The 21428-nt window shown below is 69.8% G+C and carries 21 protein-coding genes; 5 read left to right on the forward strand and 16 right to left on the reverse strand.

All coding sequences use genetic code 11. The annotated features are described in order from the left end of the window. The first annotated feature begins 36 nt into the window (after positions 1–36). Positions 37–981, forward strand: a complete 945-nt coding sequence (locus tag ACQY9S_RS06750; RefSeq protein WP_428424145.1) for a heme-dependent oxidative N-demethylase subunit alpha family protein — start codon at positions 37–39, stop codon at positions 979–981. Next, on the forward strand, positions 978–2930 hold the full coding sequence (mnmC, locus tag ACQY9S_RS06755; protein ID WP_428424147.1) for an FAD-dependent 5-carboxymethylaminomethyl-2-thiouridine(34) oxidoreductase MnmC: 1953 nt from the start codon (positions 978–980) through the stop codon (positions 2928–2930). Before ACQY9S_RS06750 ends, mnmC begins: the two co-directional genes overlap by 4 nt. On the opposite strand, the gene ACQY9S_RS06760 is transcribed toward mnmC, so the two are convergent. The 16 genes from ACQY9S_RS06760 to rpsB all read right to left on the reverse strand — a co-directional run bounded on the left by ACQY9S_RS06760 (position 2897) and on the right by rpsB (position 17999). Beyond that, on the reverse strand, positions 2897–3682 hold the full coding sequence (locus ACQY9S_RS06760) for a TrmH family RNA methyltransferase (RefSeq protein ID WP_428424149.1): 786 nt from the start codon (positions 3680–3682) through the stop codon (positions 2897–2899). The genes mnmC and ACQY9S_RS06760 overlap by 34 nt on opposite strands. After that, a complete protein-coding gene (rnhB, locus tag ACQY9S_RS06765; RefSeq protein WP_428424151.1) occupies positions 3679–4329 on the reverse strand; it encodes a ribonuclease HII in 651 nt (216 codons plus the stop codon). The genes ACQY9S_RS06760 and rnhB overlap by 4 nt, the downstream gene beginning before the upstream one ends. After that, positions 4301–5419 (reverse strand): lipid-A-disaccharide synthase, encoded by a 1119-nt coding sequence (gene lpxB / locus ACQY9S_RS06770; protein WP_428424153.1) that lies wholly within the window; start codon positions 5417–5419, stop codon positions 4301–4303. The genes rnhB and lpxB overlap by 29 nt, the downstream gene beginning before the upstream one ends. 20 nt (positions 5420–5439) lie before the next feature. Then, the gene (lpxA, locus tag ACQY9S_RS06775) at positions 5440–6228 is read right to left on the reverse strand and encodes an acyl-ACP--UDP-N-acetylglucosamine O-acyltransferase (protein ID WP_428424155.1); all 789 of its coding nucleotides are present in this window, start codon (positions 6226–6228) and stop codon (positions 5440–5442) included. A gap of 11 nt (positions 6229–6239) precedes the next feature. Beyond that, entirely contained in the window at positions 6240–6680 is a 441-nt protein-coding gene (gene fabZ / locus ACQY9S_RS06780) for a 3-hydroxyacyl-ACP dehydratase FabZ (protein ID WP_428424157.1), read from the reverse strand. Positions 6681–6712: 32 nt separating this feature from the next. After that, positions 6713–7792 carry a UDP-3-O-(3-hydroxymyristoyl)glucosamine N-acyltransferase gene (gene lpxD / locus ACQY9S_RS06785; protein ID WP_428424159.1) on the reverse strand — a complete coding sequence of 360 codons (1080 nt, stop codon included), beginning with the start codon at positions 7790–7792 and terminating at the stop codon, positions 6713–6715. A gap of 16 nt (positions 7793–7808) precedes the next feature. Then, positions 7809–8318, reverse strand: a complete 510-nt coding sequence (locus tag ACQY9S_RS06790; RefSeq protein WP_428424161.1) for an OmpH family outer membrane protein — start codon at positions 8316–8318, stop codon at positions 7809–7811. Beyond that, positions 8318–10663, reverse strand: a complete 2346-nt coding sequence (bamA, locus tag ACQY9S_RS06795) for an outer membrane protein assembly factor BamA (protein ID WP_428424163.1) — start codon at positions 10661–10663, stop codon at positions 8318–8320. Before bamA ends, ACQY9S_RS06790 begins: the two co-directional genes overlap by 1 nt. A 4-nt stretch (positions 10664–10667) precedes the next feature. Further along, a complete protein-coding gene (gene rseP, locus ACQY9S_RS06800; protein ID WP_428424165.1) occupies positions 10668–12029 on the reverse strand; it encodes an RIP metalloprotease RseP in 1362 nt (453 codons plus the stop codon). Then, a complete protein-coding gene (gene ispC / locus ACQY9S_RS06805; RefSeq protein WP_428425618.1) occupies positions 12026–13198 on the reverse strand; it encodes a 1-deoxy-D-xylulose-5-phosphate reductoisomerase in 1173 nt (390 codons plus the stop codon). The genes rseP and ispC overlap by 4 nt, the downstream gene beginning before the upstream one ends. Positions 13199–13208: 10 nt before the next feature. Continuing rightward, the gene (locus ACQY9S_RS06810; RefSeq protein ID WP_428424167.1) at positions 13209–14048 is read right to left on the reverse strand and encodes a phosphatidate cytidylyltransferase; all 840 of its coding nucleotides are present in this window, start codon (positions 14046–14048) and stop codon (positions 13209–13211) included. Positions 14049–14062: 14 nt separating this feature from the next. Further along, positions 14063–14761: a polyprenyl diphosphate synthase gene (gene uppS / locus ACQY9S_RS06815; protein WP_428425620.1), complete on the reverse strand. Its 699-nt coding sequence runs from the start codon at positions 14759–14761 to the stop codon at positions 14063–14065. Positions 14762–14835: 74 nt separating this feature from the next. Then, a complete protein-coding gene (gene frr / locus ACQY9S_RS06820) occupies positions 14836–15396 on the reverse strand; it encodes a ribosome recycling factor (RefSeq protein WP_428424169.1) in 561 nt (186 codons plus the stop codon). A gap of 20 nt (positions 15397–15416) precedes the next feature. Then, the gene (gene pyrH, locus ACQY9S_RS06825; RefSeq protein ID WP_428424171.1) at positions 15417–16127 is read right to left on the reverse strand and encodes a UMP kinase; all 711 of its coding nucleotides are present in this window, start codon (positions 16125–16127) and stop codon (positions 15417–15419) included. A gap of 101 nt (positions 16128–16228) precedes the next feature. After that, complete coding sequence (gene tsf, locus ACQY9S_RS06830) at positions 16229–17137, reverse strand: translation elongation factor Ts (protein WP_428424173.1); 909 nt, start codon at positions 17135–17137, stop codon at positions 16229–16231. A gap of 118 nt (positions 17138–17255) precedes the next feature. Beyond that, positions 17256–17999, reverse strand: a complete 744-nt coding sequence (gene rpsB, locus ACQY9S_RS06835) for a 30S ribosomal protein S2 (RefSeq protein WP_428424175.1) — start codon at positions 17997–17999, stop codon at positions 17256–17258. A gap of 258 nt (positions 18000–18257) precedes the next feature. Between rpsB and ACQY9S_RS06840 the strand changes: the two genes are divergently transcribed. The 3 genes from ACQY9S_RS06840 to ACQY9S_RS06850 all read left to right on the forward strand — a co-directional run bounded on the left by ACQY9S_RS06840 (position 18258) and on the right by ACQY9S_RS06850 (position 21410). Then, a complete protein-coding gene (locus tag ACQY9S_RS06840) occupies positions 18258–18464 on the forward strand; it encodes a hypothetical protein (RefSeq protein WP_428424177.1) in 207 nt (68 codons plus the stop codon). Continuing rightward, positions 18461–19852 carry an FAD-dependent oxidoreductase gene (locus ACQY9S_RS06845; protein ID WP_428424179.1) on the forward strand — a complete coding sequence of 464 codons (1392 nt, stop codon included), beginning with the start codon at positions 18461–18463 and terminating at the stop codon, positions 19850–19852. The genes ACQY9S_RS06840 and ACQY9S_RS06845 overlap by 4 nt, the downstream gene beginning before the upstream one ends. Positions 19853–19943: 91 nt before the next feature. Further along, on the forward strand, positions 19944–21410 hold the full coding sequence (locus ACQY9S_RS06850) for an NAD(P)H-hydrate dehydratase (protein ID WP_428425622.1): 1467 nt from the start codon (positions 19944–19946) through the stop codon (positions 21408–21410). Positions 21411–21428: the final 18 nt, after the last annotated feature.

The raw sequence follows: 21428 nt of genomic DNA on the forward strand, positions 1-21428 counted from the left end.
TGCCGGCGCCAGGTGTTTGTAGGCACCATCCGGCCCATGAGCCCCTCGTTCGATTTCGAAGCGGCCGTCAGCGCACCGTTTCGCATGCAGCCGGGCCTGCGCAAGCTGGCGCCCGGCGCCCGGCAGCTCACGGCGCTGAACCCCACGGCACCCGCCTTCGCCGAGAAGCTCGCGGTGCTGTCGCACCACGCCGGCGAAACGCTGCTCTGTGCGCCGGGCTTCGATCCGCTGCCAGCGCTGCAGGCGCTGGCGCATGAGGCGACCCGGCAATGCAGCACGGCGCTGGCGGTCGACGCCGGCGGCGTCGCCAGCGTCGTCCTCGGCTGGCGCGTGCGCTGGGACGGCAGCCTCGGTGAGGCCGGGCCGGATGCCCACGCCGCCAGCGGCGCCTGCCTCGAAGCCCTGCCCGCGCCGCAACGCCTGGCGGGTCTGCTGAGTTTGTCGCTGCACGAGGACTTCGCGGTCGTCGACGGCGCCACCGCCACGCTGCCGTGGATGGCGGTCTGCCTGCCTTCGCATTGGGCACCGGCCGAGAAGGTCGGCCGCTCCTTCGCCACCGTGCACGGACCGGTGGCCGACAACGCGACGTTGATCGCCGCGAACCAGCACCTGACGCGGCTGGTGTGCCAGCCGCAGCGCTGGGAGCGCTTCGTGTGGAACCTGACGACCCACCCGTCGCACGACCAGCACCCGGCGCGCCATGCGCGCCAGCCCTGGCCCGACGAGCCCGGCCCCGCGGCCGCGCGCGCCCACTGGCGCACCGAGCACCAGACCTTCATCCCGCTGCCGGCGCTGCAGCAAGCGGTGTTCACGATCCACGTCGATGTGCAGCCGATGGCGCTGGCCATCGCCACGCCGCAACGAGCGGCCGCGCTGCATGCCGCGCTGTCGACGATGAGCGAAGCGGTGCTGGCCTACCGCGGGCTCACCACGGCGCGCCAGCCGCTGCTCGACTGGCTGGCGGCACGCTCGAGCGCATGAGGACCGAACCGATCACACCGGGCCGGCTGGCCTTCACGCCCGATGGGGTGCCGCTGGCGCCGGATTTCGGCGATGTCTACCACCCGGCCGCCGGCGCGCTGGTGCAGGCGCGCCACGTCTTCCTGGGCGGCAACCGGCTGCCCGGCCGGTGGGCCGGCCGCGAGCGCTTCGTCATCCTCGAGACCGGCTTCGGCCTCGGCAACAACTTCCTCGCCACCTGGAACGCCTGGCGCGAGGATCCCCAGCGCTGTGAACGGCTGGTGTTCGTCGCGATCGAGAAACACCCGTTGACGCACGAGGACCTGTCTCGCGCACATGCCGCTTCGCCACTGCCGGCCCTGGCGGCCGCGCTGCTCGCCGCCTGGCCGCTGGCGACGCCGAACCTGCACCCGCTCGCCTTCGAAGCAGGGCGCGTGCAGTTGCTGCTCGGCTTCGGCGACGTGGCACGGCTGCTGCCGCAGCTGGTGGGCGCTGTCGACGCCTTCTTCCTCGATGGCTTCGCCCCGGCGCGCAACCCCGACATGTGGGAGCCGCGGCGGCTGCAGCGCCTCGGCCGCCTCGCCGCGCCGGGCGCGACCGCGGCGACCTGGAGTGCGGCACGCACGGTGCGTGACGGGCTCTCGGCGGCGGGCTTCACGGTCGAAGCCGCCGCCGGCACCGGCGGCAAGCGCGACATCACGGTGGCGCGCTTCACGCCCCGACACACGGCCACCGCGCCGCCCGGCGGCTGGCATGCGCACGGCGGGCCCCGCGAGGCGCTCGTCATCGGCGCCGGGCTGGCCGGTTGCGCCGCCGCCTGGGCCTTGTCGCTGCAGGGTTGGCACTGCCGGGTGCTCGATCGCGAGGCCCATCCGGCTGCGGCCACCTCGGGCAACCCCGCCGGCCTGTTCCATGGCAGCTTCCACCGCGATGATGGTCCGCATGCGCGCGCGCACCGCGCCGCAGCCCTGCTGACTCAGCGCGTGGCGGGCGAGTGGATCGAACTCGGCCGGGTCACGGGTCAACTCGCCGGCTGCCTGCGTCTCGAATCGCGGCTGGCCGACGCGGCCGCGCGTGCGGCGCTCGCGCGCCAGCAGATGGCGCGCGGCTACGTGGACTGGCTGGACCGTGAGGCGGCCAGCGCCTGCGCCGGCCTGGCGCTGCCGAGCGGCGCCTGGCACTACCCGGGCGGCGGCTGGCTTGCGCCGCGCCGCTATGCGAACGAGCTGCTGGCGCGCAGCGGCGCGCTTTTCACCGGCGGCGTCGACGTCGCCCGGATCGAGCGCATCCTAGGCGTGTGGCGGGCCCTCGATGCGCACGACCGCGTGATCGCCGCGGCGCCGGTGCTGGTGCTGGCGAACGGTCTCGGGACGAAGCGCCTGCTGGGGCCCGCGGGCGGCGACGCGCTCGCCTCGCTGTCGGCCGTGCGTGGCCAGATCAGCAGCCTGTGCGCGAACACGCCGGGCCTGCCCCGTCCGCGCCTGCCGGTCGCCGGGGGTGGCTATGTGCTGCCGCCGATCGACGGGCAGCTGATCTTCGGCGCGACGAGCCAGCCCGCGGACGACGAGCCTGCGCTGCGTGAAGCCGATCACCGACTCAACCTGACCCAGCTCGCCGGTCTGTCGGGTGGCGATGCCGACGCCTGGGCCGCGCTGCCCTGGCAGGGCCGTGTCGGCTGGCGTGCCGTGACGAACGACCGGCTGCCGCTGATCGGCGCCGTGCCCGACGCCGACGCGCTGGCACAGGCCTCGCGGGCCGACCAGCCGCGCTTCGTGCCGCGCCAGCGCGATGCGCAGGGCGGGCTTTACGTCTTCACCGGCCTCGGCTCGCGCGGCATCACCTGGGCGGCGCTCGGCGGGCAGCTGCTGGCTTCGTGGATCAGCGGCACGCCCTGCCCGCTCGAAGCCGACCTGCGCGACGCGCTCGATCCCGCGCGCTACACGCTGCGGCGCTGGCGCAGCGACTCGTAGAGGCAGATCGCGGCGGCGGCGGCCACGTTCAACGACTCCTCCCCGCCCGGTTGCGGGATGCGCCGTGTCTCGGCGCAGCGCGCCAACAGCTCCTCGCCGACGCCCTGGCCTTCGTGTCCGAATACCCAGCCGCAAGGACTGGGGAGACGACCCTCAGCGAGCGAGAAGCCGGCATGTGAACTGGTGGCCAGCAGCGGCACGGCCAACGCATCCAGGTCCTCGACCGCGGCCGATTCGACCAGCCGCAGCGCGAAATGCGCCCCCATCCCGGCGCGCAGCACCTTCGGCGACCACAGCGCCGCGGTCCCCGTGAGCGCGACGACCTGCGCCACGCCGAGTGCCGCCGCGCTGCGCAAGACGCTGCCGACGTTGCCGGCGTCCTGCAACCGATCGAGCACGACGGTGGCAACGCCCGCCTGCACCGCCACCGCATCGACCGCATGGTCGAGCACGAAGCCCAGCCGTGCCGGCGACTCGAGGCTGCTGAGCTGCGCGAACAGCGCGTCGGCGACGATCGCGATGCGCGGTGCGGCGCGCGCCAGCTGCTGCAGCCGCGAATCGGCCCAGCCGGCTTCGCTGACCACGGCCTGGGCCGGCATGTGGCCACGTGAAACGCAGGCCTCGCACAGGTGATCGCCCTCGAGCCACACCGCCCCGAGCTTGCGGTAGGCGCCCGGGTCGTGCGCCAGCTTGCGCAGCCGCACGAGCAGCGCGTTGTCGCGCGAGCTGATGAGCGTCGGACCGCTGGTCACGGGTGCAGCCCCAGCACCTCGCGCACCGGTGCGAAGCTGCGCCGGTGCGCGCCGCAGGCGCCATGCGCGCGCAGCGCCGCCAGATGATCGGGCGTCGGGTAGCCCTTGTGGCCGGCAAAGCCGTACTGCGGGTGGGCCTCGTGCAGCGCCAGACACAGCCGGTCGCGGTGCACCTTGGCGAGGATCGACGCCGCCGAGATCGCAGCCACGGTGGCATCGCCCCTGACGATCGCCTCGGCCGGCACCATCAGCACCGGCAGGCGGTTGCCGTCGACCAGCACCTTGTGCGGTTTCAGCCGCAGTCCCTCGACGGCGCGCCGCATCGCCAGCAGTGTGGCCTGCAGGATGTTGAGCGTGTCGATCTCCTCGACGCTGGCTTCGGCGATGCAGCAGCACAGGGCCTTGGCACGGATTTCGTCGAACAGCCGCTCGCGCACCCGCGCGCTCAGGACCTTGGAGTCGCCGAGACCGCGGATGGTCTGCACATCGTCGAGGATCACCGCCGCGGCCACCACCGGCCCGGCGAGCGGGCCGCGGCCCGCCTCGTCGACACCGGCCAGCAGCCCGGGCGTGTCCCACGACAGGCCGAGCTGCCGGTCGGTCGGCAGGCCCGGCGCCTCAAGCTTCGATGATTTGCGCGATCGCATCGGTGGCGGCGCGCGCGGTGTCGCGCCTCAGAAGGTGGTGGAGTTCGGTGAAACGCTGCGCGACGCGCTCGCAGGCCTGCGGATCGTCGAGCCAGCCCAGCACCGCGGCGGCCAGCGCCTGCGGCGTCATCGCATGCTGCAGCAGTTCGGGCACGACGAAGTCCTCGCTCAGCACATTGGGCAGGCCGACCCAGGGCTGGTAGCGCATGTGGCGCATCACCTGCCAGTTGAGCCAGTGCACCCGGTAGCCGATCACCATCGGCCGCTTGAACAGCGCGGCCTCCAGCGTGGCGGTACCGCTGGCGACCATGACCACATCGCTGGCGGCCATCACCTCGTGCGATCGGCCGTCGACCAGCTCGATCGCGTCTTGTGCGCCGGCCTCGGCCACCGCGGCCTCGACCATCGGACGCAGGCCGGGGGCGATCGGCAGCAGACAGCGCAGCTCCGGACGCGCCGCATGCAGGCGCTGCGCGGCGCGCACGAAGTCGGGAGCGATGTGCCGGATCTCGCCGCGGCGGCTGCCGGGCATCACCGCGACCACGCTGTCGCGCTCGTTCAATCCGAGCGCGGCGCGGGCCGCGGCCCGCGGCACATCGAGTGGAATGGCATCGGCCAGCGGATGGCCGACGTAGCTGGCCGGCACGCCGGCCCGGGCCAGCAACGCAGGCTCGAACGGAAACAGGCACAGCACATGGTCGGCCGATGCCGCCAGCTGGTGCACGCGACCGCCGCGCCAGGCCCAGATCGACGGGCAGACGAAGTGGACGGTCTTCAGGCCTGCAGTCTTGAGGCGCGCCTCCAGGCCGAGGTTGAAATCCGGTGCATCGATGCCGATGAAGGCCGCCGGGTGCTGCGCGAGCAGACGGTCGCCGAGTTCGGTGCGCAGCGCGACGAGCGAGCGGTAGACCTTCAGCGCCTCGGCGTAGCCATGCACCGCGAGCCGCTCGCTCGGCCACCAGGCCTCGAAACCCTGCGCAGCCATGTCCGGCCCGCCGATGCCCGCCGCGCGCAGCGACGGCCAGTGCGACTTCAGCCCCCCCAGCAGCAGCCCGGCGAGCAAGTCGCCAGAAGCTTCGCCAGCGACCATGCCGAACTGCATGGGACGCGTTATCTGACGATGCCGCGCTTGGAGGCGCCGAGGAAGCCGAGCATCAGCTCGACATCCGTGTCGCCGCCGCCGACGCTGCCCTTGAGGGCCGCGATGGCCGCCTTCGATTCCTCGAGGGTCAGTCCGTTGCGGTACAGCAGCCGGTGCATCTGCTTGACCTGCGCAATGCGCTCGGGCCCGAAACCGCGCCGCCGCAGACCTTCGATGTTGAAGCCGCGGACTTCCGCCGGGTTGCCGTCGACCATCATGAACGGCGGCACATCCTGCGACAGCGCGGTCTGGAAGCCCACCATCGCGTGCGCGCCGATCTTCACGAACTGGTGCACGCCGGTGAGCCCGCCGACGATGGCCCAGTCCCCCAGGTGCACATGCCCGGCCAGCGTGGCGTTGTTGGCCAGGATGCACTGGCTGCCGAGCTGCACGTCGTGCGCGAGGTGCACGTAGGCCATCACCCAGTTGTCGTTGCCGACCCGGGTGACGCCGCTGTCCTGGGCCGTGCCGCAATTGAAGGTGCAGAACTCGCGGATGGTGTTGCGGTCGCCGATCTCGAGCCGGGTGGGCTCGCCGGCGTACTTCTTGTCCTGCGGCGCCGCACCGATGGAGCAGAACTGCCAGATGCGGTTGTCGGCGCCGATCGTGGTGTGGCCCTCGATCACGCAGTGCGCGCCGAGGCTGGTGCCGGCACCGATGCGCACATGCGGGCCGATGACCGTGTAGGGGCCGACCTGCACATCGGCGGCGAGCTGCGCCTGCGGATCGACGACCGCGGTGGGGTGGATCGCACTCATGCCGGAGGCTTTCAAGCGACGGTGCGCATCGTGCACATCAGCTCGGCCCCGCAAGCCAGCTCCCCTGCGACACTGGCGCGCGCCTTGAACTTGTGGATGCCGCCGCGCACGCGGTCGGCCTCGACCTCGAGGATCAGCTGGTCGCCCGGCTCGACCGGCCGCTTGAAGCGGGCACCGTCGATGCCGACGAAATAGATCACCGAGTTCTTGTCCGACTGCAGGTTGTCGTCGGCAAAGCTCAGCAGCGCGGCGGCCTGGGCCAGGGCCTCCAGCACCAGCACCCCCGGCATCACCGGGCGGTGCGGGAAATGCCCGACGAAGAACGGCTCGTTGATCGACACGTTCTTCAGTGCCTTGATGCGCTTGCCGAATTCGACCTCCAGCACCCGGTCCACCAGCAGGAAGGGGTAGCGGTGCGGCAGTTTGGCGAGGATCTGGTGAATGTCCATCATGGCGGCTCTCGGCGCCGGCGGGAGGCGCCGGCTCAATCTTGTTCGTCGTTCGTCGGGAGGCCGGCGTCGTCGCGGGCGGCGCGTTCCAGCGCCCTCAGCCGGTCACGCAGCTTGTGCAGCTGGCGCAGCGTGACCGCGTTCTTCTCCCAGATGCGATTCTCGGCGAGCGGGAAGATGCCGGTGTACACGCCCGGCTTGTCGATCGAGCGCAGCACCGCGGTGTGCGCCGAGACATGCACGTCGTCGGCAATGTCCACATGGCCGACGACACCCGCCCCCCCGCCGAAGGTGCAGCGCGCGCCGATGCGCGTGCTGCCGGCGATGCCGGTGAAGGCCGCCATCGCCGTGCCGCAACCGACATGCACGTTGTGGGCAATCTGGATCAGGTTGTCGAGCTTGACGCCGTCTTCGATCACGGTGTCGCTGAGCGCGCCACGGTCGATGCAGGTGTTGGCACCGATCTCGACGTCGTCGCCGATGCGCACGGCGCCCAGCTGCTCGATCTTCACGTAGCCCTGGTCCTTGGTCGGCGCAAAACCGAAGCCATCGGCACCGATGACGGCGCCGCTGTGGACGATGCAGCGTGCACCGATCACGCACTCGAAAGCCAGCGTCACCCGCGGATGCAGCAAGGTCCCGGCACCGACGCGGGCATCACGCCCGATGAAGCACTGCGCACCGATCACGGCGCCGTCGCCGATCTGCGCCCCGGCCTCGATCACTGCGAGCGCACCGATGCTCGCCCCGGCACCGAGCCGCGCGCTCGCGTCGACCACGGCACTCGGGTGCACGCCCGCCGCCGCCGGTGGGCGCACCCGGCGCGCCCACCACTGCGTCAGCCGCGCAAAGTAAAGATAGGGGTCGGGCGAGACGATCGCGGCGCCACGCGCCACCGCTTCGTCGCGCAGGGCGGGCGCCACGATCACGCAGCCCGCGGCGCTGCCGGCAAGCTGCGCACGGTAACGTGGGTTGGCAAGAAAGGCGATGGTCGACGGCGTGGCGCCCTCGAGCGGGCCGATGCGGGCGATGCCGAGATCGGCCGGGCCGATCAGTTCGCCGCCGAGTGCCGCGGCGATGTCGCCGAGCGTGACCTCTTCCGCCGAGTCGATCACCGCGCGGCCACGCGCCTCACTTGGCGCTGTTCAGCGCCTTGATCACCTTTTCGGTGATGTCGACGCGCGGACCGGCGAACACGGCTTCCTGGAGGATGACGTCGTACTTCTCGGTCTCGAAGATCTGCTTGATCACCTTGTTGGCGCGTTCGACCACGCCCGACAGTTCTTCGTTCTTGCGCTGGTTCAGGTCTTCCTGGAACTCGCGGCGCTTGCGCTGGAACTCGCGGTCCTGCTCGACCAGGTCGCGCTGGCGGCGGCTGCGGTCGCCTTCGGCCAGCGTCGGCGCGTCCTTCTCCAGCTTCTCCGAAGCTGCCTTGAGCTTGGCCGCGGTGTCGGCCAACTCCTTCTCGCGCTTGGAGAACTCCGACTCCAGCTTCGCCTGGGCCGCCTTCGCGGGACTCGCTTCGCGCAGCACGCGCTCGCTGTTCACGTAGCCGATCTTCAGTTCCTGGGCCTGCGCCGCAGTCACCCCCGCGGCGAACACCGCCGCGGCGAGCATCGGCATCAATGACAAGGTCTTCATCAGAACGCGGTCCCGATCTGGAATTGCAACTTTTGAATTCTATCCTGCGCAAACTTGCGGATAGGCTGGCCGTAGCTGATCTTGAGCGGCCCCACCGGGGAGACCCAGCTCAGGCCGATGCCCGCGGCCGCGCGCAGATCGTCGAGGCTGAGCTTCTCGTTTTCGCCCCACACGTTGCCGGCGTCGAGATAGCCGAACAAGCGCAGCGTGCGGTCGTTGCCCGAGCCCGGCACCGGCACGTAGAACTCGGCATTCAGGTTGAGCTTGCGATTGCCGCCGATGTACGCGCCGGTCACGTCGATCGGGCCCAGCGAACTCTGGTCGAAGCCCCGCACCGAACCGAGACCACCGCCGTAGAAGTTCTTGAAGATCGGATAAGGACGCCCGCCGAAACCCTTGCCATAGCCGGCCTCGGCATTCAGGCCCAGCGTGAAACGCTTGGACAGCGGAATCCACTGCTGGATCTGGTAGTTCGTGCGCAGGTAGCGGGTGTCGAGCGCGACGCTCCATTCGGCGTTCAGGCGCTGGTACAGACCCGAATTGGGCACGAGCGCGCTGTCACGGCCGTCGCGCTGCCAGCCGAGCGTCAGCGGAATGCTGTCGGTGGTATCGCCGAAGGCCTCGCGGTAGAGAAAGTAGTTGTTCGGGATCGAAGCGCCCGCCTTGATCTCGGTGCGTTCCCAGCCGACACCGAAGAACACGGTGTCGAACTCGCTGAAGGGAACACCGAAGCGGATCGATGTGCCTTCGGTCACCAGCTTGTATTGCTCGCCCTGGCTGTTGATCGGCTTGGAAGTGCGGTAGTACACATCGATCGCGCGCGAGATGCCGTCGACCGTGAAGTAGGGATCGACCGTGCTGACCACCAGGTTGCGGTTGTACTTGCTGGTGTTCACCTCGAGGCCGAGGTAGTTGCCGCTGCCGAAGATGTTGTCCTGCCGGATGCCGAAGGTCAGCGACACCTTTTCCGCGCTGGAGAAGCCGGCGCCGAGTTGCAGGTTGCCGGTCGGCTTTTCCTTGACCTCGGCGGTGATGTCCACCTGGTCCTGCGCGCCGGGTACTTCGGCGGTGTCGACGGTGACTTCGCTGAAGTAGCCGAGGCGGTCCACGCGATCGCGCGACAGCTTGATGCGCCGACCGTCGTACCAGGACGACTCGAACTGGCGGAACTCGCGGCGCACCACCTCGTCGCGCGTGCGGGTGTTGCCGGCGACGTTCACGCGACGGACGTAGACGCGGCGACTCGGCTCACCGACCAGCACCACCTCGACACGCCCGGTCGCCCGGTCGATCTCGGTGCGCGGCTCGACCCGCGCAAAGGCGTAGCCGAAGGCACCGAACAACTCGGTGAAGCGGCGCGTCGTCTCGGCAACGGTTTCCGCCCGGTAGGCCTCGCCGGGCTTGATCGCCACCAGTGCCTTGAAATCGTCTTCCTTGCCCAGGTACTCGCCTTCGAGGCGCACCCCCGTCACGGTGTAGGGCTGGCCTTCGGTCACGTTGATCGTGATCGAGATGTTCTGCTTGTCGGGCGAGATCGCCACCTGGGTGGAGTCGACGTTGAACTCGAGATAGCCGCGGTTCAGGTAGTACGCGCGCAGCGTCTCGAGGTCGGCATTGAGCTTGGTGCGCGAGTAACGGTCGGTCTTCGTGTACCAGGTCAGCCAACCGCCGGTGGTCAGCTCGAACTGGCCGACCAGCGTGCCCTCGGAGAACACCTTGTTGCCCGTGATGTGGATCTCGCTGATCTTCGCGACATCGCCTTCGCTGACCGTGAAGGTGACGTTGACGCGGTTGCGCTCGGCCGGCGTGATGGTCGTGACGACTTCCGCGCCGTAGAGACTGCGGGTCAGGTATTGGCGCTTGAGCTCCTGCTCGGCGCGGTCGGCCTGCGCGCGGTCGAAGGGCTGTCCCTCGCCGATGCCGACGTCCTTGAGGGACTTGGTCAGCGCATCCTTGTCGAACTCCTTGAGCCCCACGAAGGTCACCGAGGAGATGATCGGCCGCTCCTCGACGATGACGACCACGACGTCGTTGTCGACGTCGAGCCGCACGTCCTTGAACAGTCCGGTGGCGAACAGGGCTCGCAGCGCCGCGGCGCCCTTCTCGTCGCTGTAGGTGTCGCCGATGCGAAACGGCAGTGCACCGAAGATGGTGCCGGCGTCGGCGCGCTGCAGTCCCTCGACCCGGATGTCCTTGAGCACGAAGGGTTCGACGGCCCACACCGGCGCCGCATGAAGCGCGGCGGCGAGGGCAACGGCAAGGATCGAGGGGCGCAGAGCGGAAGGAGTGGACAAGGACAGGAACGGACGAGCCGTCAAAGGAGGAAGCGCGCGGGAGAAGGCCATGCGGTCAATGCAGGCCCAGCAGGCGGGCCACGTCGTTGTAGAGGGCGAGTGACATCATCACGAGCATGATCGCCAGCCCCCCGCGCTGCAGCCGATCCAGCCACACCTCAGAGACCGGCCGCCCCGTCACTCCTTCGAAAAGATGATACATGAGGTGCCCGCCGTCGAGCATCGGCAGCGGCAGCAGATTGAGCACGCCGAGGCTGACACTGACCAGCGCCAGGAAGCCGAGGTAGTACGCCAGGCCGAGCTGGGCCGACTGGCCCGCGTAGTCGGCGATGGTCAGCGGCCCGCTCAGATTCTTCAGCGACGCTTCGCCGATCAGCATCTTGCCCAGCATCCGCAGGCTCAGCGCCGCCACCTCCCAGGTGCGCTGCGCGCCGCGCACCAGCCCGTCGACCAGGCCATAGCGCACCGTGACCATCTCGGGTGCCTGCCCCACGTAGGCCTCGATCCGGCCGATGGTCTTGTCCCCCTCGGCGAGCAGCGCCGGCGTCACGGTCAGCGACAGGCGTTCGCTGCCGCGCCGCACGTCCCACTCCATGATGCGCGGCGCGCCATCGTGCACGGCACTGCGGATCGTGTCGCGCAAGCGGCCGGCGTCATCGATGCGCGCGCCGTCGACGCCGAGCACGCGGTCGCCCTCGCGCAGTCCGGCGCGATCGGCGGGGCCGCCGCTGACCAGCTTGCCGAGGACCGGCTCGCTGAACGGGCCGCCGATGCCGATGCGGTGCATCAACTCGGCGTCCACCTCGCGGGCGTCGACGCCGTCGAGCGCCAGCCGGACGGTGCGTGCGCCATGCCCTTGCGCGTCGCTGACGCTCAGCGCGATGCGCTCGCCGCGCAAGGCGGCATCGGTGAGCTGCCAGCGCAGATCGGTCATCGAGCGCACCGGCTCCGCGCCGCCATCGTCCGCGACGACGGCCTGCACCCAGTCGCCGGCGGCCAGCCCGGCCCGCTCGGCAATGCTGCCCGCCACCGGAGCGCCGAGCACGGCCTTGGGCTCCTCGAGCCCGATCCAGTTCGCTGCCGCGTACAGCAGCACCGCAAGCAGCAGGTTCGCCGCCGGCCCTGCGACGACGACCGCGGAGCGCTGCCACAGCGGGCGGTTGTTGAAGGCGCGCTCGCGCTCGGCGGCGGGGACCGAACCCTCGCGCTCATCGAGCATCTTCACGTAGCCCCCCAGCGGCAGCATCGACACCACGAACTCGGTTTCGCCCTGCTGGCGGCGCCAGATCACACGGCCGAAACCGACCGAGAAGCGCAGCACCTTCACGCCGCAGGCAACCGCCACGCGGTAGTGGCCATATTCGTGCACCACGATCAGCACCGCGAGGGTCAGCAAGAAGGCCAGCAAGGTGGTCATGCGAGCGTCCTCAGTTGCTGGCGGGCCACCGCCCGCGCTTCGGCGTCGAGCGAGAGCAGGCCCTCGAGCGAGGCGGCCGCGCCGGCGCCCAGTGGCGTGCGTTCGATGGTGTGGACATTGATGCTGTGAATCTGGTCGAAGCGGATCGTTCCCGCCAGGAAGGCCGCCACCGCGACCTCGTTGGCGGCGTTCAGGACCGCCGTGCTGCCGTCGGGCCCGCGCAGCGCCGCCCACGCGAGCGGCAGGCCGGGATAGCGCCGCTCGTCCGCCGGCTCGAAGCTCAGAGACGCCAGGCGCGTGAAGTCGAGCTGTTCGGCGCCCGATTCGATGCGCTCCGGCCAGGCCAGCCCGTAGGCGATCGGCACGCGCATGTCGGGCGTGCCGAGCTGCGCGAGCACGGAGTGGTCGCGGCACACCACCATCGAGTGGATGATGCTCTGCGGATGCAGCACGACCTCGATCTGCTCGGGCCGCAGGTCGAACAGCCAGCGGGCCTCGATCACCTCGAGGGCCTTGTTCATCATCGTGGCCGAGTCGACCGAGATCTTGCGTCCCATGACCCAGTTCGGATGGGCGCAGGCCTGGTCGGGCGTCACGTCGCGCAGCGTGGCCGGATCGCGGGCGCGGAACGGCCCGCCCGAGGCCGTCAGCACGATGTGTTCGATGCGCCGTGCCCAGGTGCTGCGGTCTTCCGGCAGGCACTGGAAGATCGCCGAGTGCTCACTGTCGACGGGCAGCAGCGTCGCACCGCCCTCCTTCACTGCCTGCATGAACAGCGCGCCGCCGACCACCAGCGCTTCCTTGTTCGCCAGCAGCAGCCGTTTACCGGCACGCGCCGCGGCCAGGCAGGGCGCCAGCCCGGCCGCCCCGACGATCGCGGCCATCACCGTGTCCACGTCGGGGTGCGAAGCGATCTCGACCAGCGCCGCCTCGCCGGACAGCACCTCGACGCCCGTGCCTGCGAGACGCTCGCGCAGCGACTGCGCCGCCGCGGCATCCGGCATCACCGCATAGCGCGGCCGCCAGCGCAGGCACTGGCTCGTCAGCTCGTCGATGCGGCTGTGCGCGCTGAGCGCGAACAGCTCATAGCGCCCCGGATGGCGCGCGATCACGTCGAGCGTGCTGACACCGATCGAGCCGGTGGCACCGAGCAGGCACACGCGTTGCATCGTCACGTCGTCATCCCAGCGAACACAGCGCCAGCGCCAGCGGGAACACCGGCAGCAAGGCATCGATACGGTCCAGCACGCCGCCATGTCCCGGCAGCAGCGCACTGCTGTCCTTGGCCCCGGCGCTGCGCTTGACCAGCGATTCGAACAGATCACCCGTCACGCTCATCGCGGTGAGGAAGACCAGCGCCACCACCAGCCCGACCGGCCCGAGCCGCCCGTGCAGCTGGCTGTACACGCTGGGCACGCCCTGGCCGCTGGCACGGTCGAAGGCGATCCACGAGGCCGCCAGCAGCAGCACGCCCAGCATGCCGCTCCACACACCCTCCCAGCTCTTGCCGGGGCTGATGGCCGGGGCCAGCTTGCGTCGGCCAAAGGCGCGCCCACCGAAGTAGGCCGCGATGTCGGCGGCCCAGACCAGTGCGAACACCGACAGCAGGAAGTTCACGCCCCGCGCCTTGGCGGCAACCATCGCCAGCCACACCAGCCACAGCAAGGCCGCGCCGATCCCCCAGCGCAGCGGCGCACCCAGCAAGGACCACCCTGCGACGCCGCGCCCGAGGACCCAGGCGCCGCCAAGCACCCAGACCGTCGTCGCGAACCACCACGCCGCGGCCGGCGCGGCGTCGATCCACCCCAGCGCCCAGGCCGCCAGCGCGCCGGCCGCCACCAGCCCCCCCAGCGCCAGCGCGGTGCCGGAGCCGAGACCGTTCAGCCGGCCCCATTCCCAGCCTCCGGCAGCGATCATCAGCAGCACCAGCAGCGCGAAGGGCCACAGGGCCGGCGCGAACAGCGCCGGCAGGAGCACCACGAGCAGCAGCAGCGCGGTGATGATGCGTTGCCTGAGCATCGTCGTGGCGGTCCTCAGACCGCGGCCTGCGGTTCGGCCGGCGCGAGCGCCGCCGGCCTGACACCACCGAAACGACGGTCGCGCGCGGCGTAGGTCGCGAGGGCCGCGTCGAGCTCGACCTCGTTGAAGTCGGGCCACAGGCAGTCGGTGAAATACAACTCCGAATAGGCGGCTTGCCACAGCAGGAAGTTGGAGATCCGCACTTCACCGCCGGTGCGGATGAAGAGATCGGGATCGGGCGCATGGCTGAGCGCCATGTACTGCCCCAGCCGCGCCTCGGTCAGCTGATCGGCCGGCACGCCGTCGGCGATCGCCTGGCGGCAGGCCTGCAGCACGTCCCAGCGCCCGCCGTAGTTGAAGGCCACCGACAGCGTGATGCGCGTGTTGTGCGCCGTGCTGCGTTCAGCCTCGGCCCAGGCTTCACGCACCTTCTCGGAAACCGCGTCACGGTCGCCGACGATGCGGATGCGCACGCCTTCCTTGGCCAGCTTGGCAAGGTACTTCGACACCGCCACCAGCACCAGGCCCATCAGGCCCGAGACTTCTTCTTCGGGTCGTTTCCAGTTCTCGCTGGAAAACGCGAACACCGTCAGGAACTCGATGCCGCGATCGGCGCAGGCCTTGACCGTGCGCACCAGCGCATCGACGCCCTGCTTGTGGCCCACGAAGCGCGGCATGAAGCGCTTGCTGGCCCAACGGCCGTTGCCATCCATCACGATGGCAACGTGGCGCGGGATCGCAGCGGGGACCTGGCTCACAGCGGACGCGGTTCGCACACCGGAGGTTCTCAAACCGCGAGGATCTCGGCTTCCTTGCCCTGCACCAGATGGTCGATCTCGGCGATCGTGCGGTCGGTGAGCTTCTGCACCTCGTCCAGCGAGCGGCGCTCGTCGTCCTCGGTGATTTCCTTGTCCTTCAGCAGCTTCTTCGCCTGCTCATTGGCGTCGCGGCGCAGGTTGCGCACGGCCACTTTGGCGTCCTCGCCGGTGCTGCGCACGATCTTGGTCAGGTCTTTGCGGCGCTCTTCGGTCAGCGCGGGCATCGGCACGCGCAGCAGATCGCCCTGGGCCGCGGGGTTCAAGCCGAGACCGGAGTCGCGGATCGCCTTCTCGATCTTCGGCCCGAGGCCCTTTTCCCAGGGTTGTACGCTGATGGTGCGTGCGTCGAGCAGCGACACGTTGGCCACCTGGCTGATCGGCACCATGGCGCCGTAGTACTCGACCTGCACCTGGTCGAGAAGGCCGGGATGCGCGCGACCCGTGCGGATCTTCTGCAGATCGCTCTTGAAGGCCTCGATCGACCGGGCGGCCTTCTGCTCCAGGGTTTTCTTGATGTCTGCGATGCTCATGTTGTCGTCCTCGGACGGATTCACACGTGGACCAGGGTGCCCTCGTCCTCACCCATCACCACGCGCCTGAGCGCACCGGGCTTGAAGATCGAGAACACCTTGATCGGCAGCTTCTGGTCGCGGCAGAGTGCGAACGCGGTCGCGTCCATCACCTGCAGGTTCTTGCTGATCGCCTCGTCGAAGGTGATCTTGGCGTAGCGCGTGGCGTTCGGGTCCTTCTTCGGGTCGGCCGTGTACACGCCGTCGACCTTGGTGGCCTTCAGCACGATCTGCGCGCCCATCTCGGCACCCCGCAGCGCGGCTGCCGTATCGGTGGTGAAGAAGGGGTTGCCGGTGCCGGCCGCGAAGATCACCACCTTGCCCTCTTCGAGGTACTGGAGCGCCTTCGGCCGTACGTAAGGCTCGACGACCTGCTCGATGCCGATGGCCGACATCACGCGCGCGGTCATGCCCTCCTGGCGCATGGTGTCGGCCAGCGCCAGGGCGTTCATCACGGTGGCGAGCATGCCCATGTAGTCGGCCGTCGCACGGTCCATGCCGACGGAGCCGCCGGCCACACCGCGAAAGATGTTGCCGCCACCGATGACCACGGCGACCTCGCAACCCATCTCGGTGATCTCGCGCACCTCCTGCACCATGCGCACGATGGTCGCGCGGTTGATGCCGTAGGCGTCGTCGCCCATCAAGGCCTCGCCGGAAAGCTTGAGCAGGATGCGCTTGAACGCCGGCATGCGTGGGTCTCCTTGGGTGAGCGCTTCGTGAGCGGTCGGGGGAATGCAGTTTAGGGGAAGGCCCGGCACACCGGATGGGCGCGCCGGGCCGGAGCAGGACCTTACTGCCCCTTCGCGGCAGCGACCTGGGCCGCGACTTCCGCGGCGAAATCGTCGGTCTTCTTCTCGATGCCTTCGCCCACGATGTACATCGTGAAGCCCTTGATCGTCGTGTTGGCGGCCTTGAGCATCTGCTCGACGGTCTGCTTGTCGTTCTTGACGAAGGTCTGATTGAACAGCGAGACCTCCTTCAGGTACTTCTGCACCGAGCCTTCGATACGCTTCGCGACGATCTCGGCCGATTGCGGCGCCTTGCCTGCGGCCTCGGCGGTTTTCGCGTCCTCGGCGGCCTTGCCGGCCGCGACACTGCGCTCCTTCTCGATCAGTTCGGCCGGCACATCGGCCGACGACAGCGCCACGGGCTTCATCGCGGCAACGTGCATCGCGACGTCCTTCGCCGCCACATCGTCACCGGTGTACTCGATCATCACGCCGATGCGCGTGCCGTGCAGGTAGCTGACCAGCTTGCTGTCGCCGCTGAAGCGCTTGAAACGGCGGATCGCGATGTTCTCGCCGATCTTGCCGATCAGCGCGGTCCGCGTGGCGTCCACCGTCGCGCCGTTGACCTCGAGCGCCGACAGCGCCGCCACATCGGCCGGGGCCTTCTGCGCCACGAGTTCGGCCAGCGCCTTGCCGAATGCGAGGAAGTCGTCGTTCTTCGAGACGAAGTCGGTCTCGCAGTTCAGCTCCATCAGCGCGCCGGTCGTGCCGTCGATGGACGCCACGACGATGCCTTCGGCGGTGACGCGCGAAGCGGCCTTGCTGGCCTTGCTGCCGAGCTTGACGCGCAGCAGCTCGTCGGCCTTGTTCATGTCGCCATTGGCTTCGGTGAGTGCCCTCTTGCACTCCATCATCGGGGCGTCGGTCTTGGCGCGCAGTTCGGCGACCATGCTGGCGGTGATTGCGGGCATTGCGTTCTCCGTTCGGTGAAGCGGTGGCCGCCCTGGGCGACCGACCGCTTCGAAAGCTTTGAAAAAAAGGGGCTGAACCAGCCCCTTGATTGAGTGCGCGGGGCGCCTAGCGGCAAACTCAGGCCGCGTCGCTGACTTCCACAAACTCGTCGGAACTCTGGGCCGCCGTCACCACTTCGTTGACCGCATTGGCCTTGCCTTCGATGACGGCATCGGCCACGGCACGGGCATAGAGCGCCACGGCCTTGGCGGAGTCGTCGTTGCCCGGGATCACGTAGTCGATGCCCTCGGGCGAGTGGTTCGAGTCCACCACGCCGATCACCGGGATGCCCAGCTTCTTGGCCTCGGCGATCGCGATCTTGTGGTAGCCGACGTCGATGACGAACATCGCGTCGGGCAAGGCGTTCATGTCCTGGATGCCGCCGATGTCCTTCTCGAGCTTGTTCAGCTCGCGGGCGAACAGCAGTCCCTCCTTCTTGCTCATGGCTTCCAGGCCGGCTTCCTGCTGGGCCTGCATTTCCTTGAGCTTCTTGAGCGACCCCTTGACGGTCTTGAAATTGGTCAGCATGCCGCCGAGCCAGCGCTGGTCGACGTAGGGCATGCCGGCGCGCTGGGCCTCCTGAGCCACCACTTCGCGCGCCTGGCGCTTGGTGCCGACCATCAGGATGGTGCCGCGCTTGGCAGCCAGCGAACGGCTGAACTTCATGGCCTCGTTGAAGAGCGGCAGCGTCTTCTCGAGGTTGATGATGTGGATCTTGTTGCGATGGCCGAAGATGAACGGGGCCATTTTCGGGTTCCAGAAGCGGGTCTGGTGTCCGAAATGGACGCCCGCTTCCAGCATTTCACGCATGGTGAAGGACATGGGAGCTCCAAAGGTTGGGTCTAAAATCCGGCCAGAATTGCAAGCGATTGCAGCGCTTTGTGGCGACATGCAACCGGCTTTCTTCAGTAGCCCTTTCGGGCCCCTTCGGAAACTTGCAACACCTTTTGGCGACCGGGTTTGCGGATTTGCAAATGCTTCACCGGTTCACGCCCACGACCCGACAATCAATGCGATCGAAGATCAGACAACTGCAGGCAGCGACGTGTTCCAGAAAAACCCTGAGAGTTTAGCACGCCGATGACCGACGACTTGCCCACCCGGCGTGCCGGGGTGCTCGCCGGGACGGGCAGCGCCAGCGCGGAAATCGAGCAGTCGTTGCGCCACGCCACCTGCGCGACGGTGGCCCCGGCGTTCCTGAAGATCAATGCCGGCGTTGCGCGCGCGACAGCTGCCGCGGTCGAGTCAGCGCTGCGCCCGGGCCCGGGCCCGCAGGAGTTCGCATGAGAGTCGGCGTGATCGGGGCCGGCATCATCGGCGTGACCACCGCCTACGAACTGGCCGAGGACGGCCATGACGTCACGGTCTTCGAGCGCCACAGCAGCGTGGCCTCCGAGGCGAGCTTCGCGCATGCGAGTGTGCTGGCCTCGGGCTGCGTCGCGCCGTGGGCAGCGCCGGGCATGCCGGGCCGGCTGCTGCGCGAACTGTTCAGCCGCCACCCGATGATGCGCGTGCGCCCCTCGTTCGACGCGACGCAATGGCGCTGGCTGTGGCGCTGGTGGCGCGCCTGCAATGCGGCCACCTACCGGCAGCATCGCATCGAGCTGCTGCGGCTGGCGCAGTACAGCCGTGAGCGCCTCGCGCTGCTCGACGCCCGGCTGCAGCTCGACTTCGAGCGCTCGCAGGGCCTGCTGCTGCTGCTGCGGGACGAACGTGATGTCGCCGCGGCCCAGCCCGACCTGACGCTGTTGCGCGAGCTGGGCCTGAGCGTTCGCGAACTGGATGCGGCGGCGTGCCACGCGACCGAGCCGGGTCTCAACCGCGAGCAGCCGCTGGCGGGTGGAATCCAGCTCCCGCAGGACGAGGTCGGAAACTGCCGCCAGTTTGCCCACCTGCTGCGCGATGCGGCCGAGCGGCTCGGTGTCGAGTTCCGCTTCGGCACGGTGGTGCGAGCACTGGAAACAGGCCCCCGCTCCGACGGCGCCCAGCTGCAGCTCGAGCATCTCGCACTGACAACCGGTTTTGCCTCGAGCCGCGCGGCGGTGCCAGGCGGCGGCAACGGCGCGGCGGCCAGCGCCGCGATGGCGCACCGCGCGCGCGCGGCCGCACGCTACCTCGACCCGGTGTCGGAAGAGGCCTTCGATGCCGTGGTCGTCGCGGCCGGCGTCGACTCTGCCGCGCTGCTGCCGGCGCTGGGCTTGAAGCTGCCGCTGATGCCGGTCTACGGCTATTCGCTGACCGCGCCCTTGCGTTCGCCCGAGCGGGGGCCAAAGGCGGCGCTGATCGACGACCGCTACCGCGTCGCGATCAGTCGCCTGGGCCAGCGCGTGCGGCTGGCGGGCTGCGCCGAGCTCGGCGGCTCGGCGCAGCACCAGCGCCGCGCTGCGATCGAAACGCTGTACCGCCTGCTCAACGACTGGTTTCCCGGCGCTGCCCACATCGCCCGGCCGCAACTCTGGAAAGGCGCGCGCCCGACCCTGCCCGACGAGCTGCCACTCGTGGGCCCGAGTCCGCGGCCCGGTGTGTGGCTGAATCTCGGCCATGGCGGCAGCGGCTGGACGCTGGCTTGCGGCAGCGCCCGCTTGCTGGCCGACCAGATCGCAGGCCGCGTGCCCGCCTTCGACCCGAAGGCCTTCGACGCGACCCGCTACGTCGCGGGCGCGGTACCGGCCTGACAGGAACGTGGACACGAAACTCGCTGCACCGCCACGCCGCGTCCTGGGAGACGCGGCCTCAGGCCGCATTTCAAGTCGCCCCTTGCACGGCGTGGCCGCGACGCGCGACCACGAAGGCGCTGCGGCCGGCGGACTGCCGGCCCACACATTGATGCAGCGCGCGGGCGCGTCGGTGGCGCGCCTCGCGCTCGCGCTGGCACCGCATGCGCATCGCATCTGGGTCGCCGCCGGCCCCGGCAACAACGGCGGCGACGGACTCGAAGCCGCGGCCTGGCTGCGGGATGCAGGCAAGGCGGTGACGGTGGGACTTGCTTCGGCCGAGGGTCTGCCGGCCGATGCATCCGCAGCCCTCGCCCGGGCGCGCGCCGCCGGTGTGTCCATCGTCGGCAGCGCCGCGCCGCCGGATCCGCTCGGCCCCGATGACCTGGCCATCGATGCGCTGTTCGGCATCGGCCTGAAGCGCGCACCGACCGGCTGGCCGCTCGAGGCGGTGGCGCAGCTCAACGGCGGTGCTGCACCGGTGCTGGCGATCGACCTGCCCAGCGGCCTGGATGCCGAGCGCGGCACGGTGCTCGGCGCGGGCGCCGCCGTGCGGGCGCGCTGGACACTCAGCCTGCTGACCTTGAAGCCGGGGCTGTTCACCGCGGCGGGACGCGATCACGCCGGGGACGTCTGGCTCGATGAGCTCGGCGCGCCGGCCGATGCTGCCAAAGCGGTAGCCGGCTTGCTGGTCGACACGCAAGCGCTGTGGCCCGCACGCCGGCATGAGCAGCACAAGGGCAGCTTCGGCGACCTGTGGGTGGTGGGCGGCGCACCCGGCATGGCCGGTGCGGCATTGCTGGCAGCGCGCGCGGCACTGGCCGCCGGGGCGGGTCGGGTTCACGTGGTGCCGCTCGACATGCAGCAGCCAACGGTGGACCTGGTTCACCCCGAACTGATGTACCGCCCGCTCGCCGCATTGCGCGACACCCGCACGCCACTCGAGGACGCCACGGTGGTGTGCGGCTGCGGCGGCGCCGACGCGGTGCGCGAACACCTGCCGGGCCTGATCGCCCGCGCGGGCCGCCTGCTGCTCGACGCCGACGCGCTGAACGCCGTGGCCGCCGACGCGGCGCTCACGCGCCTGCTGGCGCTGCGCGCCGGCCGTGGGCGGCCCACGCTGCTGACGCCGCATCCGCTCGAGGCGGCACGCCTGCTCGGCATCGACACCGCCACGGTCCAGGCCGACCGGCTGGCCGCGGCATGCCGGCTCGCGGACCGGCAGCATGCAACCGTCGTGCTCAAGGGCTCGGGCAGCGTGATCGCGGCGCCCGGCACGCTGCCGCTGATCAACGCCAGCGGCAATGCATCGCTGGCCACGGCCGGCACCGGCGACGTGTTGGCGGGCTGGACCGGCGGCCTGTGGGCGCAGGGCCTGACAGCCTGGGAGGCTGCCACGCTGGGGACGCACGGCCACGGCCTGGCGGCCGACGCATGGCAGGCCCGCCGGTCACGCGCAGCGCCGCTCGAAGCGAGCGCACTGATCACCCGGCTGAGTCAGCTGCGGGCAGGAGGCTAGAGCCAGCGGCCGCGGACC

Source organism: Methylibium sp. (assembly GCF_965279545.1).
Classification (GTDB): domain Bacteria; phylum Pseudomonadota; class Gammaproteobacteria; order Burkholderiales; family Burkholderiaceae_C; genus Methylibium.

Excerpts from the sequence above, each read along its gene's own strand:
- ACQY9S_RS06750 (WP_428424145.1), top strand. The coding sequence starts at position 37 with ATGAGCCCCTCGTTCGATTTCGAAGCGGCCGTCAGCGCACCGTTTCGC.
- mnmC (WP_428424147.1), top strand. The coding sequence starts at position 978 with ATGAGGACCGAACCGATCACACCGGGCCGGCTGGCCTTCACGCCCGAT.
- rnhB (WP_428424151.1), bottom strand. The coding sequence starts at position 4,329 with ATGCGATCGCGCAAATCATCGAAGCTTGAGGCGCCGGGCCTGCCGACC.
- lpxB (WP_428424153.1), bottom strand. The coding sequence starts at position 5,419 with ATGGTCGCTGGCGAAGCTTCTGGCGACTTGCTCGCCGGGCTGCTGCTG.
- lpxA (WP_428424155.1), bottom strand. The coding sequence starts at position 6,228 with ATGAGTGCGATCCACCCCACCGCGGTCGTCGATCCGCAGGCGCAGCTC.
- fabZ (WP_428424157.1), bottom strand. The coding sequence starts at position 6,680 with ATGATGGACATTCACCAGATCCTCGCCAAACTGCCGCACCGCTACCCC.
- ACQY9S_RS06790 (WP_428424161.1), bottom strand. The coding sequence starts at position 8,318 with ATGAAGACCTTGTCATTGATGCCGATGCTCGCCGCGGCGGTGTTCGCC.
- bamA (WP_428424163.1), bottom strand. The coding sequence starts at position 10,663 with ATGGCCTTCTCCCGCGCGCTTCCTCCTTTGACGGCTCGTCCGTTCCTG.
- rseP (WP_428424165.1), bottom strand. The coding sequence starts at position 12,029 with ATGACCACCTTGCTGGCCTTCTTGCTGACCCTCGCGGTGCTGATCGTG.
- ispC (WP_428425618.1), bottom strand. The coding sequence starts at position 13,198 with ATGCAACGCGTGTGCCTGCTCGGTGCCACCGGCTCGATCGGTGTCAGC.
- ACQY9S_RS06810 (WP_428424167.1), bottom strand. The coding sequence starts at position 14,048 with ATGCTCAGGCAACGCATCATCACCGCGCTGCTGCTGCTCGTGGTGCTC.
- uppS (WP_428425620.1), bottom strand. The coding sequence starts at position 14,761 with ATGGATGGCAACGGCCGTTGGGCCAGCAAGCGCTTCATGCCGCGCTTC.
- frr (WP_428424169.1), bottom strand. The coding sequence starts at position 15,396 with ATGAGCATCGCAGACATCAAGAAAACCCTGGAGCAGAAGGCCGCCCGG.
- pyrH (WP_428424171.1), bottom strand. The coding sequence starts at position 16,127 with ATGCCGGCGTTCAAGCGCATCCTGCTCAAGCTTTCCGGCGAGGCCTTG.
- tsf (WP_428424173.1), bottom strand. The coding sequence starts at position 17,137 with ATGCCCGCAATCACCGCCAGCATGGTCGCCGAACTGCGCGCCAAGACC.
- rpsB (WP_428424175.1), bottom strand. The coding sequence starts at position 17,999 with ATGTCCTTCACCATGCGTGAAATGCTGGAAGCGGGCGTCCATTTCGGA.
- ACQY9S_RS06840 (WP_428424177.1), top strand. The coding sequence starts at position 18,258 with ATGACCGACGACTTGCCCACCCGGCGTGCCGGGGTGCTCGCCGGGACG.
- ACQY9S_RS06845 (WP_428424179.1), top strand. The coding sequence starts at position 18,461 with ATGAGAGTCGGCGTGATCGGGGCCGGCATCATCGGCGTGACCACCGCC.